At 42.7% G+C, this 16777-nt stretch carries 16 protein-coding genes; 5 read left to right on the forward strand and 11 right to left on the reverse strand.

What is annotated here, in order from left to right; all coding sequences use genetic code 11:
• Positions 1-31: 31 nt before the first annotated feature.
• From gyrB to dnaA, 4 genes are read right to left on the reverse strand one after another with little or no spacing between them, the layout of a single operon-like run.
• Positions 32-2449 (reverse strand): DNA topoisomerase (ATP-hydrolyzing) subunit B, encoded by a 2418-nt coding sequence (gene gyrB / locus BI198_RS01065; protein WP_070050536.1) that lies wholly within the window; start codon positions 2447-2449, stop codon positions 32-34.
• Entirely contained in the window at positions 2433-3551 is a 1119-nt protein-coding gene (gene recF / locus BI198_RS01070; RefSeq protein ID WP_070047878.1) for a DNA replication/repair protein RecF, read from the reverse strand. The genes gyrB and recF overlap by 17 nt, the downstream gene beginning before the upstream one ends.
• A 3-nt stretch (positions 3552-3554) precedes the next feature.
• Positions 3555-4658: a DNA polymerase III subunit beta gene (gene dnaN, locus BI198_RS01075; RefSeq protein WP_070047879.1), complete on the reverse strand. Its 1104-nt coding sequence runs from the start codon at positions 4656-4658 to the stop codon at positions 3555-3557.
• Positions 4659-4671: 13 nt separating this feature from the next.
• Positions 4672-6045, reverse strand: a complete 1374-nt coding sequence (gene dnaA, locus BI198_RS01080) for a chromosomal replication initiator protein DnaA (RefSeq protein WP_070047880.1) — start codon at positions 6043-6045, stop codon at positions 4672-4674.
• A 448-nt stretch (positions 6046-6493) separates the two neighbouring features.
• Between dnaA and rpmH the strand changes: the two genes are divergently transcribed.
• From rpmH to mnmE, 5 genes are all read left to right on the forward strand, one after another.
• Entirely contained in the window at positions 6494-6631 is a 138-nt protein-coding gene (rpmH, locus tag BI198_RS01085; protein WP_027670565.1) for a 50S ribosomal protein L34, read from the forward strand.
• Between the two features lie 21 nt (positions 6632-6652).
• A complete protein-coding gene (gene rnpA / locus BI198_RS01090) occupies positions 6653-7024 on the forward strand; it encodes a ribonuclease P protein component (protein ID WP_268793883.1) in 372 nt (123 codons plus the stop codon).
• A complete protein-coding gene (yidD, locus tag BI198_RS15855; RefSeq protein ID WP_074467400.1) occupies positions 6973-7236 on the forward strand; it encodes a membrane protein insertion efficiency factor YidD in 264 nt (87 codons plus the stop codon). The genes rnpA and yidD overlap by 52 nt, the downstream gene beginning before the upstream one ends.
• A 3-nt stretch (positions 7237-7239) precedes the next feature.
• Positions 7240-8886, forward strand: a complete 1647-nt coding sequence (gene yidC, locus BI198_RS01095; RefSeq protein WP_070047882.1) for a membrane protein insertase YidC — start codon at positions 7240-7242, stop codon at positions 8884-8886.
• Positions 8887-8965: 79 nt separating this feature from the next.
• The gene (gene mnmE / locus BI198_RS01100) at positions 8966-10330 is read left to right on the forward strand and encodes a tRNA uridine-5-carboxymethylaminomethyl(34) synthesis GTPase MnmE (protein ID WP_070047883.1); all 1365 of its coding nucleotides are present in this window, start codon (positions 8966-8968) and stop codon (positions 10328-10330) included.
• A gap of 30 nt (positions 10331-10360) precedes the next feature.
• On the opposite strand, the gene BI198_RS01105 is transcribed toward mnmE, so the two are convergent.
• The 7 genes from BI198_RS01105 to BI198_RS01135 form a co-directional block, all read right to left on the reverse strand.
• Positions 10361-10870 carry a hypothetical protein gene (locus BI198_RS01105; RefSeq protein WP_070047884.1) on the reverse strand — a complete coding sequence of 170 codons (510 nt, stop codon included), beginning with the start codon at positions 10868-10870 and terminating at the stop codon, positions 10361-10363.
• On the reverse strand, positions 10867-11856 hold the full coding sequence (locus BI198_RS01110; RefSeq protein ID WP_070047885.1) for a tetratricopeptide repeat protein: 990 nt from the start codon (positions 11854-11856) through the stop codon (positions 10867-10869). The genes BI198_RS01105 and BI198_RS01110 overlap by 4 nt, the downstream gene beginning before the upstream one ends.
• Positions 11849-12382 carry an Ig-like domain-containing protein gene (locus tag BI198_RS01115; RefSeq protein WP_070047886.1) on the reverse strand — a complete coding sequence of 178 codons (534 nt, stop codon included), beginning with the start codon at positions 12380-12382 and terminating at the stop codon, positions 11849-11851. The genes BI198_RS01110 and BI198_RS01115 overlap by 8 nt, the downstream gene beginning before the upstream one ends.
• 12 nt (positions 12383-12394) lie before the next feature.
• On the reverse strand, positions 12395-13972 hold the full coding sequence (locus tag BI198_RS01120) for a DUF4331 domain-containing protein (protein WP_070047887.1): 1578 nt from the start codon (positions 13970-13972) through the stop codon (positions 12395-12397).
• 111 nt (positions 13973-14083) lie between these two features.
• Complete coding sequence (locus tag BI198_RS01125) at positions 14084-14761, reverse strand: anti-sigma factor (protein WP_070047888.1); 678 nt, start codon at positions 14759-14761, stop codon at positions 14084-14086.
• Positions 14758-15297, reverse strand: coding sequence for a sigma-70 family RNA polymerase sigma factor (locus BI198_RS01130; RefSeq protein ID WP_070047889.1), 540 nt, complete (start codon positions 15295-15297; stop codon positions 14758-14760). The genes BI198_RS01125 and BI198_RS01130 overlap by 4 nt, the downstream gene beginning before the upstream one ends.
• 213 nt (positions 15298-15510) lie before the next feature.
• Positions 15511-16692 (reverse strand): hypothetical protein, encoded by a 1182-nt coding sequence (locus BI198_RS01135; protein ID WP_070047890.1) that lies wholly within the window; start codon positions 16690-16692, stop codon positions 15511-15513.
• Between the last annotated feature and the right edge of the window lie 85 nt (positions 16693-16777).

A 16777-nucleotide genomic window follows, 5' to 3' on the forward strand; every position in this document is an offset into this window, starting at 1 on the left:
CTAAGCCCCTTTTTTTTATTTCGTAATTGGACTATACATCCAAATTCGCTACGAATAACGCATTTTCTTCAATGAAAGCACGTCTTGGTTCAACATGATCACCCATTAGGGTAGAAAATAATTGGTCAGCGCCAACTGCATCTTCAATGGTCACTTGCAGCATACGACGGCTTTGTGGATCCATTGTGGTTTCCCACAACTGTTCTGGGTTCATCTCACCTAGCCCTTTATAGCGCTGGATATATAAACCTCGCTTCGACTCACTCATTAGCCACTCTAAAGCTTCTAAGAATGTTTCAACCGGCTTAACTTTTTCGCCACGCTTTATAAAGCTGCCTTCTTCCATTAAGTCACGTATTTCATCACCTAAAGCGGCAATAGATAAGTAATCACGCGACGTAATAAAGTCATAGTGTAATAAGTATTCGTTATCTATACCGTGCTGACGAATAATAATTTTTGGTAAGAATAACTGCCGCTCACGATCTTCATGAACCGCGTAGCTGTAGCTAGAACCATCGCCTTCTTTTTCATCTAAACGCTGCACTAAGCGTTTCACCCAATCTTCACTATATTGTTCTGACTTAGCTTGCTCGGCATCAAGCGCTGGCACATAAATTAATTCATTTAATAAATTAAACGGTATTTTACGGCTTAAGCGCTCAATCGTAGCAGAGACCGTATGATACTGGCGGACTATTTTTTCTAGCCATTCACCACTAATACCCGGAGCTTCGGCATTAACATGTAAAGATGAACCATCTAATGCTAACGTCGTTAAGTACTCAGTCAGTCCTGCTTCGTCTTTAATATATTGTTCTTGCTTACCTTTTTTAACTTTATATAAAGGTGGCTGAGCAATGTAAATATAGCCTCGCTCAATAAGCTCTGGCATTTGACGGTAAAAGAAGGTTAATAATAATGTACGAATATGCGAACCATCGACGTCAGCATCGGTCATTAATATAATACTGTGATAACGCGTCTTATCAGGATTATATTCTTCACGACCAATACCGCAGCCTAATGCTGTGATTAAAGTGCCTACTTCTTGCGAAGAAAGCATTTTATCAAAACGGGCCTTTTCTACGTTAAGGATCTTACCTTTAAGTGGCAATATAGCTTGGTTTTTACGATTACGCCCCTGCTTGGCTGAACCGCCAGCAGAGTCACCTTCCACTATATATAGTTCAGATAATGCCGGATCTTTTTCTTGGCAATCGGCAAGTTTACCGGGTAAACCTGCAATATCTAAAGCGCCTTTACGTCGCGTCATTTCTCGTGCTTTACGAGCCGCTTCACGCGCACGCGCGGCGTCGACTATTTTGCCGACAATAATTTTAGCATCAGCAGGGTTTTCTAATAGGTATTCATTAAGTTTTTCATGCATCACGCCTTCTACTGCTGAGCGCACTTCTGATGACACTAACTTATCTTTAGTTTGCGAGCTAAACTTTGGATCTGGCACTTTAACACTAACAACCGCCGTTAAACCTTCACGGGCGTCATCACCGGTAGCAGACACTTTCATTTTTTTGGCATAACCTTCATGCTCAATATAACTATTGAGTACACGGGTTAAAGCGCCACGAAAGCCCGCTAAGTGAGCTCCACCATCGCGCTGCGGAATATTGTTTGTAAAACAAAATACGTTTTCTTGATAGGTATCGTTCCATTGCATAGCAACTTCTACCGAAATACCATCATCTCGCTGATCGGTAAAATAAAACGCTTTAGGGTGAATGCTGGTTTTATTACGATTTAAGTATTGAACAAATGCTTCGATACCGCCTTCATACTTAAAGTGATCTTTTTTATCATTGCGCTCATCAGCTAAAATAATGCTGACACCTGAGTTTAAGAAAGATAACTCACGTAAACGCTTTGCTAATATATCGTAATGAAAATCTAAGTTAGTAAACACTGTTGGGCTAGGCCAAAAGCGTAAAGAAGTACCGGTATCTTCCGTTTCACCAATTATGGCTAACGGCGCCTGCGGCACGCCTAAACGGTATATCTGGTTATGCACTTCGCCTTTACGACGAATAGTCAGTTCTAATTTATCTGACAAAGCATTTACCACTGATACACCTACACCATGCAGTCCGCCTGATACTTTATAAGAGTTATCATCAAACTTACCGCCAGCATGTAGTACTGTCATGATCACTTCAGCGGCTGAAACACCTTCTTCGTGAATATCGGTTGGAATACCACGACCGTTATCACGCACAGATACCGAACCATCACTATGGATAGTGACCCAAATATCTGTACAGTGTCCGGCTAAGGTTTCATCGATAGCATTATCGACGACTTCAAAGACCATGTGGTGTAAACCCGAGCCATCATCGGTATCCCCAATATACATACCGGGTCTTTTACGAACTGCATCCAGTCCTTTTAATACTTTAATACTCGAGGAATCGTAATTATGTTGTTCGGCCATCATCATCTGTCCGTGCTGTTATCTGACCATGTTCCACGTGGAACATTGCTACTTTATCAGTACCAATGTGCGGTGAAATCTGATCAGCGTTAATTGCAGTAATAAAAACCTGTGAGTTTATATTGCGTAAGTAACTAAATATTTGTCGGGTAGAGTGTTGATCTAATTCCGACGTTAAATCATCTATCAACAATAACGGCTGTTTTTGACCGTTATCGCGTATCAAATTATTTTGCGCAATCTTTAACGCAAATAGTAACACTTTTAGCTGGCCGCGTGATAATTCTTCTTCTACCGCCTGCTGTTCAACTTTAAGCTTTAAATCAGCTTTTTGTGGGCCATACTGGGTAAAGCCCATTCTACTATCTTGAGCAAAGTTTTGCTGTAGCAATGCTAACAGCCCTGCTTCGTCGGTTATTTTCTCTGGCCAACCTTGCTGTAATTGGAACGTTAGCGTAGCAAACAAACTGTCATCAGCAGTTAATTGGCTAAAACAGGCAGCTAACTGTTGTACATAACTTTGTCGTAACTGTTGCAAGGCAAAAGCCAAGCTAACAAATTGCTGATCCCAATATTCAAACTGGCTATCATAACTGCGTTGGGTTTTTAACAACGCATTGCGTTGCTTGAGTATTTTACTAAACCGAAGCCAGATATCAAAGAATTGAGGTTCCACGTGGAACAATCCCATATCAAAAAACTGCCGTCTTTCTTTTGGCCCACCAAAAAACAGTTTAAAACTATCTGGCGTAATTAATTGTACCGGCAATAAACTGGCTAAATCTGCTAATCGGGTAATACTACTACCATTTAAACGTGCTTGCATGTCGCCTTGGCGAGAACGTTTAATACCTAAGCTATGAGCTTGACCATGCGCTTTTACTTTAGCATGTAGCACAAATGCATCTTGTTCATGTCGCACTAAGCGCTGTGGTCGACTAGTTCTAAATGAGCGACCATGGGCTAAATAATAAATAGCTTCTAATAAACTGGTTTTGCCGCTGCCATTGCTGCCAACAAATAAATTAACTTGCTCAGCAGCAACAAAGGACGATGTAGCAACATTTCTAAATTGGCTAATATTTAGCGACAACAACGACATTAATTATAAGCGCATCGGCATAACAACATATGATGCCCCAACATTACCCACACCTTCAACTAAAGCACTGGAATTGGCGTCATTTAAATGTAGTATTACTAAATCAGTCGATAAGGTGTTTAGCACATCCAATAAATAGCCAACATTAAAACCTATTTCTAAATTGTCGCCTTGATACTCAACTTCAATTTGCTCTTCGGCTTGTTCATGCTCAGGGTTATTCGCCACAATATGTAAGCCACCCGGTGTTAATGTAAAACGCACACCACGATATTTTTCATTGGATAAAATTGACGCTCTAGTACAAGCATCTTTAAGAATGCTGCGATGGGCAGTGACCAACTTAGTACTATTGCGTGGTAATACTCGACGATAGTCTGGAAAGCGGCCATCAATCAATTTGCTGCTGAACACAAAATTACTGTCGGTTAAACGAATATGATTTTGACCAAAACTTAATTGAATTTGCTGCTCATCATTGGCTAATAAGCGCATAATTTCCATTACGCCTTTACGCGGAATAATAATTTGTTTTTGTTCGGCATTAAAACCTGGTAGTTCTAGTAAGCTTAAGGCTAAACGGTGACCATCTGTAGCAACAGCTCGCACTTGACCATTATCAGTTTCAAATAATAAACCATTTAAATAATAACGTACGTCTTGGTTGGCCATCGAGAAAGCGGTGTCATCTAACAGCTTTCGCAGTTGCTGACGGCTTAATTCAATATCAACTTCACCTTGCCAGCTTTCTAAATTTGGATATTCTGCTGCACTTAGTGTCGATAAGGTAAACTTAGTTTTACCACAACTTAAAATACAATTATCAGCTTGGACTAAAACATTAATATCCGCGCTATCGGGTAAGCTGCGGCATATGTCTAATAATTTTTTTGCCGGAACCGTTATACGGCCTTCAGCTTGAATAGATAAGGCATCAGTGGTTGCCACTAACTCCACTTCTAAATCAGTACCGGTTAATGACAAGCGGCCATCAGCTACTTCTACTAATACATTTGATAAAATTGGTAATGTATGACGACGCTCTATCGCGCCGGACACCATCTGCAATGGCTTTAATAACGCATCTCTGTTAATAACAAATTGCATGAGCAGATCCCTGTTACGATGACAATGTACGAATTAGGTTTTGAAAATCTTCTTTTATTTCATGCGTTTCTTCTTTTAGTGATTCAATTCTACGGCACGCATGCAACACAGTAGTATGATCCCGACCACCAAAAGCATCACCAATTTCCGGTAAACTATGGTTTGTTAACTCTTTAGATAATGCCATCGCCATTTGCCGCGGCCTTGCCACTGAACGTGAGCGACGTTTAGACAATAAATCGGCTATACGTATCTTATAATATTCAGCGACTGTTTTTTGAATATTTTCAATCGTGACTAATTTATCTTGTAAGGCTAATAAATCTCGTAACGCTTCGCGCACAAAGTCGATAGTAATCGGTCGGCCAGTAAAGTTAGCATTGGCGATAACACGATTAAGCGCACCTTCCAGTTCACGCACGTTAGAACGTAAACGCTTGGCAATAAAAAAGGCCACCTCTTCAGGTAAACGGATTTGATTTTCATGCGCCTTGCGCATCAAGATCGCGACACGTGTTTCTAGCTCTGGAGGCTCGATAGCAATGGTTAATCCCCAACCAAAACGAGATTTCAAACGATCTTCAACGCCATCGATTTCTTTAGGATAACGATCGCTGGTTAAAATAATTTGTTGGTTGCCTTCTAACAAGGCATTAAAAGTGTGGAAAAACTCTTCTTGCGAGCGTTCTTTATTAGCAAAAAATTGAATATCATCTATAAGCAGCGCATCAACCGAACGATAATAACGTTTAAACTCTTCTATGGCATTGTTTTGTAATGCTTTAACCATATCCTGAACAAAGCGTTCTGAATGCATATAAATAACTTTTGCATCCGGCTTTTTAGCTAAAATACCATTACCCACCGCATGCAATAAGTGGGTTTTACCCAAACCCGTGCCACCATAAATAAATAACGGGTTATAAGCTGTACCTGGGTTATCGGCGACTTGGCTGGCTGCTGCTCGAGCTAATTGGTTAGATTTACCTTCAACAAAGTTAGTAAAAGTATAAATAGCACGCACATTACTGGTAACAATGGTTTTTGGCGCCGGTTCAACGACTTCTTGCTCTTTTACCACCCGTCTTGGGGCTACACTAAAAGTGGCTGGCGATACTGGCGCAACCCGATTGCTATGTTGCTGACTGGAACCGACATCAAATTTAAGCCGTGGCGCGTCATCACCACAGTAATCTTGAATAAGCTCTTGAATACGGTTTAAATATTTTTCACGTACCCAATCTAATACAAAGCGATTAGGCGCATATAAAGTTAAACCTGCGTCAGAACTATCAGCCTGCAGTGGGCGGATCCACATGCTAAAATGTTGCGCGGTCAATTCTGCTTGCAGCGCTTGCAGGCAATTTTGCCAAACGGACTGATACACCTTCTCTCCTGAAGCCCTCATTTACCATGGTAAATAGGCTGGCGTAGCTAAAATAATCTACCATTATGATACGATCTTATCCACAACTTCAATATTGACTTTTGCAAATTTAGCGTTGCAGCAAGATTAACAGCTTAACTAGCTGATTTAAAACTAAATATATTACTTATATTGTTTCATACTAACCCGCTAAATTCCATGCTGAAAAACAGATAAAAACAAAGTAACCCACAATTTGTTCAACTAAAGTAGCCTAGGCTGTGGAAAACTTATTAAAAACCCTAATTAAATAAGGATCAAACATGATCGAGTATAATAAAACCGCGGATCTGATTGACTTTGCTCTCCAGACTACTTAAAATTCGCGCTCATTTTTGTTAGCTGCGTTTTGGTACTTTTTGCTAAAACACAGGAACCTTTAGTAAATTTTTGACCAGACGGGTGAACTATGAGTAAAAGAACTTTTCAACCAAGCGTTTTAAAACGCAAACGCAATCACGGTTTCCGTGCACGTATGGCCACTAAAAATGGTCGTGCAGTTTTAGCACGTCGTCGTGCTAAAGGCCGTCAGCGCTTATCTGCCTAATTGGTAGCTAAGTACTGAGTGGTGAATTTAAAATTCGGCCGGGAGTTACGATTACTAACTCCTGGTCAATTCGATAATGTCTTTCAACAACCTTTCCGGGTCTCTTCTCCGTTATTTACTATCCTCGCTAAATCCAATAATTTATCTCATGCTAGATTAGGTCTTACCATTGCCAAAAAACGTGTTAAATTAGCGGTGCAACGTAACCGTATTAAACGCTTTGTACGCAATAACTTCCGTTTACATCAACACGAGTTACCAGGCGTTGATTTAGTATTAATGGTTAAAGGCGATATTAGTAATACTGAAAATAATGAATTACAGAAGCAACTGGAAAAGCTATGGAGAAAAATCGTTCGCCAGCACACCGCTTTGCAATCCGCTGCGCGTTAACGCTGATCCGCGGTTATCAAACATTCATTAGTCCAATCTTAGGGCCTAGTTGTCGTTTTTATCCAACCTGCTCACACTATAGCGTTACAGCCATAGAACGTTTCGGTATACTAAAAGGCAGTTGGTTAGCAACTAAGCGTATCTTAAGATGTCACCCTTTAAATGCAGGCGGGAATGATCCTGTTCCTGAAAAGCACAACGAGAATAACTAAGCCATGGAATCACAACGTAGTTTTTTAGTTATCGGTCTAGCTCTAGTCAGTTTTTTACTCTGGCAGCAATGGCAAACTGATCAAGCGCCACCAGCTCCTACGACCGTAACCCAAAGTAGCTCAAATCAAAATAGCTCTAATGCCATTGATATGAGTTCAACTAGTTCAGAGCAGGCTGTTGTTAGCAACACCAATGCTCAAGCTAAAGTTATCAATATCAGCACTGACGTTTTGCAACTGCAAATCGACAACCGTGGTGGTGATATCATCGGCTTAAAATTACCGAAATATACCGTAAGCAAAGACAGCGATGAGCTGTATACCTTAATGCGTAAATTACCCGGTTTTGAGTTTACTGCTCAATCAGGCTTAATTGGCCGCGACGGTCCAGACGATAGCCGTACTCCGCGCCCTGTTTATAGCACTACTGCACAAAATTTCAGTTTGGCTAAAGGCGAACAGCAGTTAGTGGTGCCATTGATGTATACCGCTAATGGTTTAAGTATTGAAAAACGCTTTACCTTTACCGCCGGTAATTATGATGTTCGGGTAGAATATTTTATCCACAACCAAAGTGATGAAGTTAAAACCGTACAACCATACCAACACTTAGTGCAAAGCATTGAGGGCGGAGCAGAAAGTGGTTTAATGATGCCTATCTATCGTGGTGGCGCTTATGGTACAGCCAAAGAGCGGTACACTAAGTATAAATTTGACGATATGAAAGATGAAAACCTAATCAAACCGACAACCGGTGGTTGGGCAGCCATGTTAGAGCATTACTTTGTATCGGCTTGGGTACCTGACCAACAAGCAGAAAATCAAATATACAGCCGAGTGCAAAATAATTTAGGTGTCATTGGTACTAAAGGCCCTGAAATCCATATTCAACCGGGTGCCACTGCAGAAATTGGCTCTAGCTTTTATGCCGGTCCTAAAACCCAAGATAACCTAGCAAAACTAGCTAACGGCTTAGATTTAACCGTAGATTACGGTATTTTATGGTTTATCTCACAACCTCTTTTCTGGTTATTAACCACTATTCAAGGCTTTGTGGTTAACTGGGGTGTGGCTATTATTTGTATCACCTTAATTGTTAAAGGTGCTATGTATCCGCTAACTAAAATCCAATACGAATCAATGGCTAAAATGCGTAATTTAAAGCCGAAAATTGATGAGTTACAAGCCAAATTTAAAGACGACAAACAAAAAATGGGCCCGGCGATGATGGAACTTTATCGCAAGGAAAAAGTAAATCCGATGGGCGGCTGTTTGCCTATGATTATACAAATGCCTATTTTCTTAGCCTTATATTGGGTATTTGTCGAAAGCGTTGAATTACGTCATGCGCCATTTGCCTTATGGATCACCGATTTATCATCACAAGATCCGTTCTATGTGTTACCGGTATTATTTGGTATTAGCATGTTCATGATGCAAAAATTACAGCCAATGACCGTAACTGACCCTATGCAACAGAAAATAATGATGTGGATGCCTGTAGCATTCTCTATTTTCTTCTTATGGTTCCCAAGTGGCTTAGTATTATATTGGTTAGTCAGTAACTTAATTTCACTGGCGCAAATGCTGTATATTTATAGAGGTATGGAAAAGAAAGGCTTACATACCAAAAAAGCAAAAACTAGTTAAACTAACAACTTACATTTAGAATAACCGCAATACGAACAGCCTGCCTTTATGGCAGGCTTTTTTATATGAAGAGGCTACTATGTTTACTACTGATACTATCGCCGCATTAGCAACTGCACCAGGTCGAGCCGGTGTCGGTATTATTCGTATTTCTGGACCTCATACTAAAGATGTTGCCCAAGCTATACTACACAAGCTGCCTAAACCGCGTTACGCCGACTATCTTGCCTTTAATGATACCAACGGTCAGGTTTTAGATCAGGGCATCGCCTTGTTCTTCCCTGGACCAAATTCCTTTACCGGTGAAGACGTTTTAGAACTACAAGGCCATGGCGGCCCAGTGTTATTAGATTTACTGTTAAAACAAGTGCTGGCTATAGCCAATGTACGCATCGCCCGGCCCGGCGAATTTTCTGAGCGAGCTTTTTTAAACGATAAGCTCGACTTAGCCCAAGCTGAAGCCATTGCCGACTTAATTGATGCCAGCAGTGAACAAGCCGCTCGTTGCGCTATGCAATCATTACAAGGTGAGTTTTCGCGCCATATTCACGACTTAGTCGAAAAAGTTATCTATCTACGCATGTATGTCGAAGCCGCTATTGATTTCCCGGATGAAGAAATTGACTTTTTATCGGATGGCAAAGTGGCCACTGACCTAGCTGAAATTATCGATTACCTCAGCACACTAAAAAAACAAGCTGCCCAAGGCAGTATTTTACGCGAAGGCATGAAAGTGGTTATCGCCGGTCGACCCAATGCCGGTAAATCTAGCTTACTTAACGCTTTAGCGGGTCGTGAAGCGGCTATTGTTACCGATATTGCTGGTACTACACGTGATGTACTGCGCGAGCATATCCACATTGATGGCATGCCGCTGCATATTATAGATACCGCCGGCCTGCGTGAAGCTACCGACGCGGTAGAACAAATTGGTATCGAGCGAGCATGGCAAGAGATTAGTCAAGCCGACAGAGTACTGTTTATGGTGGATGCCACGACTACCGAAGCTTGTGATCCCAAACTATTATGGCCCGACTTTATTGACCGGCTGCCCGAAAATTTAGGGGTGACTGTTATTCGTAATAAAGCCGATTTAAGTGGCGAAAACCTGAATCCTAAGCAACATAATGATACCCCGGTATTTGCTATCTCGGCCAAAACCGGTGCTGGCATCGACGCTTTACGCGACCATTTAAAACAATGTATTGGTTTTGACGCCAGCACTGAAGGCAGCTTTCTGGCCCGCCGCCGTCACTTAGACGCCCTAGATCGCGCCGCCGAACATCTCGCCATCGGCCAAGAGCAACTGCAAAGTTATATCGCCGGCGAAATACTGGCCGAAGAACTGCGCATTACACAGCAACACTTAAATGAAATCACCGGTGAGTTTAGCAGCGATGATTTACTCGGCCGGATTTTTAGCTCCTTTTGTATCGGTAAATAGTTTTATTGGCCAAAATTTTAATAGTAAAAATTAGTTGGCTAACTGCCATTGTGCCTGGTCTTGGCTTAAAACACCTTGCTGCGCAGTGTCTGTTAGCTCAACAATCACTTTATGATCGTTAATTTTTAAAAATAGAGATGGCATACTAACCTGCTGTAAAGACGCTAATGGGCAGCCACCGTGACCATAAATACGCACCGACTGCTGCCCGGCGTACACTTCGCGTACCAGATGTACAACCGGCAACACTTCTAATGAGCAATCAGCATTAAACGCCAGCAATGATGTTAGCAGTTGGCCAAATGACGCCTGTTGCGCCAGCAATTGTTCACTGGCTAACAACTGCCCCAAGCTATCGACTAAAAAGGGCGCCACTATGGCCAAATCATGTTCAACGACCAGCCAGCTCCAATCAAACTCTGCGGGATGATCTTCACCACTACTTAGTTGCAACCAACTGGTACTAAAACGATGCGCTTGCGCCGGTAAAGTCACCATTAACAGTACCGCTAGGCCTAAACAGATTAGAATATTTTTCATGGCGATATCTCCTTGGCTGCCGCGAGTAATTGTTGATCAAACGGTTCTTGTGCTACCGCAACATTTTGCCTTGCCCAATGCAGCGCCTTTACAGCACTAGGTTGTAAATATATAAAGTAATAAGCTAAATCTGAGGTATGTAAGGCATCAGCCCGCAGTTCACGTAAATGCATACGTTCAGCCGCCACCTTACGCCAACAGTACTGCATGCCAAGCTTGGCCTCGGCATGAGCAATTCGCACTAGCATGCTGTCTACTGGTAAAGCATCGACGATAGGACAAGTCCCAGATAACCTAATAATGTCTTCCGCGCGTTCGGTTAGTAGCAAAACATCTAAAATTTGCCGTTGCATCACCACGGGGTTAGTGGCGTAGTTGACATAATCAAGCCAGATTAAGGCTTCATCATAACGTTTAAGTAGCTGGGCCTGTTCTGCCAAGATTTGGTTTCGCCACTGTCTCAGTGCTGAGCTAGTTTCAGCATTACGAGCTTGTAAGCGCTGCAAAGCAACATAACTTGTGGTTAATTCTCCTGCCCGCCCCTTAATCTCTAGCAAACAGGTAGCAACTACATCAAATTGGGCATACGCAGTTAAAGCCTGACAAGCTTGCGTTGCCAGGGGTAAATTATGTCGAGTCAAGGCGATACGCGCCTGCATCAAATAGGCACTTTGTTGCAACGTAGACAATGCTAATACTTTGTCTAACGCCAATAACGCCGCATCAAAACGATGTTCAAATTGGAGTAAATCAGCCTGAGCCAGCCACCACTGCGCCTGCTCTGATTTAGCTAAGGAGGTTAACTGCGGAGCAGTCGCTTGCCACATTATGGCTGCTTGTTGGTGTAAATGATGCTGAGCATCATTCTTACCCGCGATAACATAGCTGGTATATTGTTCGGCCTTGGATACAGAGGCTGCGGCATAGCCGCAACCCACTGCCAATAAAACCCCTAAGGCGAAATGCCGTAAGTTGGTTTTAGTCATTATTTGCCACCGTACCTGACACAACTAAATCGTCAAACTCAGCGGTATCCAACACATCTTGGCTAATTTCTCGACCATTAACGGCCAAAGGCATCGACTGTGCTGTTTGAGCATAAGACTCGCGAACTAAGCTGCGAAACGAAACTTGCAGTGCATTAATCACCACAGTAATAGTCCCTGTGGCACTTAATAAGCCGTCAGACACTGTGAAGGTGAAACTATCAGTACCGACATATTCGGTATTAGGCGTATAAGTAAAGGCACCATCAGCCGCAATCTCAACCCGTCCATTCTGAGGTGGCATATTGGCAGTAAAGCGCAAACGGTCACCCTCAGCATCAGAGCCGATTAGTCGCGCCATCAAGGCGGTATCGGCACTGGTTGTCACCGATTGTGATGTGGCGCTTGGCGCAGTATTTACTTTCGGCTCGTTATCGCTTGAGCCATTACACGCCGTTAATACCAGCAGCGAACTTAACACCACTAACAGCCTAGACTTATGGTTAAAGCTTTTAATAATAAACATGGCTATCACTCCTTACTGTGGTGAACCTGACAAAGGTGCGATTAAGTAGGGAAAGCTATCCTGCATAAAACTGGCATCTACTGGCGCGCCATCGGTAAACGGCGCCGTACCCAGATTGGCATCTTCAGGTGCACACAGACCTAAGTTAGTCGGTTCACTATTTACCGGAAGGTCGTAGCATAACGCCCCCATCACCACTCGCAGTGCAATATCTACCACATCATCGCCTGGGCGACGTCCATTTGGAAAACCAGCTAAATCATTACCCGCCACACCAAAGTTTGATTGCATGCTGGCAGCAACTGCAGGTATAGCAGTATTTAAACGTAGCATTTCAGAAGGCGTCACCATGGCTTGTTGATTAACACCAGCAAAGCCGGTTAAAAACGCTGCCACTAAATCTGCTCGCGGATAATTAGTCGGTGCTATGGTGGCAAAACTGGTGTCTAAAGTGGCGTTAACCGCATCTTTAAACAATAAATCCAGAATGATCGGTAGCGTCGGATTTGTCACATAGGTCGCAAACTGGCCATCATTTGCAGGATGAGCGCTAGAAAAACGATCTTTATCATCAATACCTATCACCAATTCATTTACCAGTGGTGAGCCTAACCGTGACACTTGCACCAAAGCACCGCCGTTCACTTCTGGCTTTTCTAAGGTCGCATTTGGATTTAAAATACGGGCTTGCGGTAAACTCGCGGTGGTCCAAGCACCAACCACACCGTTGCCCGACCCGGTAATACACGATTTGGGAACTTCTAAGGCTATGGTGTTAACGTTTTTATCGTTAAGATCATCATTCGCCGTCGATTGGGTAATCCCGCCTGGGAAGCCATTACCATCACCCGCGCCTGGGGCACTATCACCTTCAACCGGCACATAATTTACTAAATCAAAGGTTTCGCCAAGATTAACGGTAAAGGGGTCTTTGCGTTGCCCCACAAACACCCGAGCCATGGCACTGCAATTAGGAATGGATACGTTATAAATATACTGATTAGCATAGGCTTCGTATTCTGCAGTAGAACCAAAAGTTTTTTGGCCTACATAAGCATAAGGCTTAACAAAATCAGCTTCACCGTTCACACCGGTAATAGCACTACGACTACCTGATTGTTGCGGACCCGACACCATACTCATGGTATAGGTTTCGCTATAATTTAAGGCGCCATTATTACCGGCACTAATTGGTCCAACATGCTTTAGCGGTACGCTAACCAGCACGCCATCTGGGCCAACCGGTAATTTTACTCCACCATTAGGTAATTTATTATTAAAGCGAAACTCAAAGGTATAATCTTCAATCGCATCTCCGTTAGCATCTACATGCAAGGCATAGACTGCTGCAGGATCCATTGCGAAATAGTTAGGGCCACCATAGCTATCTTGCAAAGGAATATAATTAGCAATAATCGTGACATATTCTTCACGACCAGGCTCATAGCTATTAAAGATATAAAAATCGGTAGAATCAATCGTCGGTAAGCGGCTCACATTTGGTGCTTCACGGTGACTGGATGCAAAAGCGGTGGTGCTAGTAGCCAATGCAGCAAGTAGCGCAGTGGCAATAACTGTTTTTCTATTCATCTAAATTCCCTCTCAATCGTTTTAGTGATTATGCTGACCGGACTGTTTTAGTGAGGTCTATATAAACAACGATTGAGCGGATCTTTTAGATGCAATTAAATGCAAAAATATTTAAATAATTAATAAATCCGTTGTAAACAGCACTGGACCCGTTGGTACAGGCTGCGGCGAACCCCCTAAAGGTTCCCGACTTACCGCTAAAGCCCCCACTAAAGCCCAATCAATTTTCTGAGTCAGCGCCAACATCACTTCACCTTGCTGCGGTAATAAACCAAGCGAAATAGGCGCAGTGCCATCAGCTGGCAACATCCATAGCTCATAATCCTCATCAACTAACTTATCTATCAAGCCAACTGCAGCAATGGTCAATTTTTGCTCTCGCTGGGTAACCAACCACAGGCTTCGGGCTTTATCATTTTGAATTACCGCTATACGATCAATAGTCGGCGACACAACAGAATTAGGCGTTACCACCATATACACATTAACCAATAACAAAATACTGGCCATAGCAGCCAATAACCAAGACCAATTAAAGCTTGCTGCTGGACGTGGCTGTACCCAACCTAACCGCTCTTGAATACGCTGCCACACTACCGCTCTAGGTTGTTGAATTGGTATAACATCCGTTAATTGATGTAAATGCTCTTCCCAAAATGCTACTTCATCACGCAAAGGGGGTAAGTCCATTAATAAACGCTGAAAACGGCGTCGTGCTAAGCCTCGCATACTGCCTAACACATAGCGGGCTGCTAGTTGATGCTGCAATTCAATAGATTGATAATTCATCGCTGTAAGCACCTTTTTAAACTATCTAGGCCACGACGGATCCAACTTTTTACCGAGCCAAGTGCTTCACTAATATGATCGCTCACCTCTTGATGGCTTAAGCCGCAAACAAAGGCTAACTGAATGCACTGCCGTGTTGTTGGCTGTAATTCATTCATACACACTCGTAAACTTTTTGTCTGCCCCAATGAATCAATGGTAGCACCCAGCGTATCGGCCGTAGGCAACTCATCAAAATCGTCTGTCGATAATTCTTGATTTGCTTTATTTCTCAGTAAATCGATAGAACGATAGCGCACAATACTTATCAACCAACTCATCACCGAACCCTTTGCCACAGAATAATCAGCGGCACGGTGCCACACTTTGATAAAGGTATCCTGCAACGCTTCTTCTGCCAAATCAGTACGGCGCAACAGGGTATAACTGACAGAATAGAGTTTTGCCGAGGTTGCTTCATATAAATGGCGAAAAGCAGCAGTATCACCGAGCGCAATTTGCTGTAAATCGCGCTCAAGTATCTGGGGGGTAGACATAACAAAAACTCCTTATTGCGTATTAGCATACTTAAATTCGAATAAACCGAGTTTTTGGATGCAGTTTTTTTAACTGTTTTAGTATAACTATGTTTTGAGATTTAACAGGGTTTGTTAAAGCAGCTCAAAAAGCAGTGTAAAAAGGCATGCAATAAAAAAGCGGCAGTTAACATAAGCTTTAACTGCCGCTAATATTAGATTTAAGCCTAGATATTACGGTTTTGCCGCATAGTCACTTAAATAAGAGTGATAGTTACTGCGGTACTGTTCAACTGTAAGCGCTTGCTGATTCATATCTAGCATAGTGGCATCGAATGCTAGGATGTAGTTGGGGTTTTCTCTGTAATGTTGTGAACTAGCATGCATCTTGTAAGAGTCGTTTTTAACCCGCAACATCATTGCTTTAACATTATCAAGACCGTTGGCTTCTTGTACGTATTGGTAGGCAAGGCCGTAGTGCTGATAAGCCAGGCCGGTGTCGCCCATTTCGTCCGAAAAGGAAACCACTTCTGTTGGGTCGAATTCTGCATGTTTTGATTTGTCTGCCACCCGCATCTTGCTTAAATAAACCGCTTGGCCTTCACTAAACCAGCGTGGTACGCGAAAGCCTTCCGTGTTTGCTACTAGCGCATGTTGGATGGTGTGTATTAGTTCATGAACTATAATTTTAGCCGTATCAAAGGGTTGAATATTCGAATTAGCACCAATATTGATACCCGTTAAATGGCCTTCCCCCCAACCGGCTAAATGATCTGGCTCGTGGATACAAACATATATTTTGTTTTCTAAGCGGATCTGATCTTCCGATGTATAGCCTGAGTGACTGTCGCCGATTAGTGTGGCCGCTATATCTGCTAAGCTAGCGTCTTGTGCGGTGCTTACTCGCCAAGCACCGACATCTTCCCATTCTGAGAATACACTTAAATGGTCAGGAAATGTAAAGTTGCCATAGCTTTGGCCAGGGCTATTTAGGGTGCTTAAGCCTTGTTTTAGTCTATCTCGCGCAGTCATGCTGACATTGGTGCGAGCAGCGTAGAATTCTGCTTTGGTCATATTCATGGCCGTGAGTGCAGTATTTAACTCGGATTCAACCCAACCCGCCGCGACTTGAAAGTCTTCTTGCGGTAAGTCCGGATTACCAAATATCAAGGCATTATCGGTTTCATAATAGTAATCACGATAAGTGCTTTGGCAAAGCATTGAGTTAAGTCCGAAGTTATAATCAAACGTATTGCCATTGATAATTGCTGAGTAATAAATGCCCGTCTCGTGGCTACTTTTAAATTGACCGTTATCTGCTGATGGTGCTGAAGACACTGAGGAGCTACTTTCGCCGCCACCACAGGCTGTTAACGTAAAAGCGGCTAGTAAAAGTATAAGGGTACTGCTATTCATATCTACCTAATCTATAATGAAAAATTATAGTTACCATACCATATTACCCCCCAATCTTTTATGAGACTAACCGCTTTAAGCAGGC

Source organism: Rheinheimera salexigens (assembly GCF_001752395.1).
Classification (GTDB): domain Bacteria; phylum Pseudomonadota; class Gammaproteobacteria; order Enterobacterales; family Alteromonadaceae; genus Alishewanella; species Alishewanella salexigens.

Bases quoted from the DNA above. Each gene is read 5' to 3' on its own strand.
- gyrB (WP_070050536.1), bottom strand. From the start codon at position 2,449: ATGGCCGAACAACATAATTACGATTCCTCGAGTATTAAAGTATTAAAA.
- BI198_RS01120 (WP_070047887.1), bottom strand. From the start codon at position 13,972: ATGAATAGAAAAACAGTTATTGCCACTGCGCTACTTGCTGCATTGGCT.
- BI198_RS01135 (WP_070047890.1), bottom strand. From the start codon at position 16,692: ATGAATAGCAGTACCCTTATACTTTTACTAGCCGCTTTTACGTTAACA.
- BI198_RS01115 (WP_070047886.1), bottom strand. From the start codon at position 12,382: ATGTTTATTATTAAAAGCTTTAACCATAAGTCTAGGCTGTTAGTGGTG.
- recF (WP_070047878.1), bottom strand. From the start codon at position 3,551: ATGTCGTTGTTGTCGCTAAATATTAGCCAATTTAGAAATGTTGCTACA.
- BI198_RS01130 (WP_070047889.1), bottom strand. From the start codon at position 15,297: ATGTCTACCCCCCAGATACTTGAGCGCGATTTACAGCAAATTGCGCTC.
- rpmH (WP_027670565.1), top strand. From the start codon at position 6,494: ATGAGTAAAAGAACTTTTCAACCAAGCGTTTTAAAACGCAAACGCAAT.
- yidD (WP_074467400.1), top strand. From the start codon at position 6,973: ATGGAGAAAAATCGTTCGCCAGCACACCGCTTTGCAATCCGCTGCGCG.
- BI198_RS01125 (WP_070047888.1), bottom strand. From the start codon at position 14,761: ATGAATTATCAATCTATTGAATTGCAGCATCAACTAGCAGCCCGCTAT.
- dnaN (WP_070047879.1), bottom strand. From the start codon at position 4,658: ATGCAATTTGTTATTAACAGAGATGCGTTATTAAAGCCATTGCAGATG.
- mnmE (WP_070047883.1), top strand. From the start codon at position 8,966: ATGTTTACTACTGATACTATCGCCGCATTAGCAACTGCACCAGGTCGA.
- BI198_RS01105 (WP_070047884.1), bottom strand. From the start codon at position 10,870: ATGAAAAATATTCTAATCTGTTTAGGCCTAGCGGTACTGTTAATGGTG.
- yidC (WP_070047882.1), top strand. From the start codon at position 7,240: ATGGAATCACAACGTAGTTTTTTAGTTATCGGTCTAGCTCTAGTCAGT.
- BI198_RS01110 (WP_070047885.1), bottom strand. From the start codon at position 11,856: ATGACTAAAACCAACTTACGGCATTTCGCCTTAGGGGTTTTATTGGCA.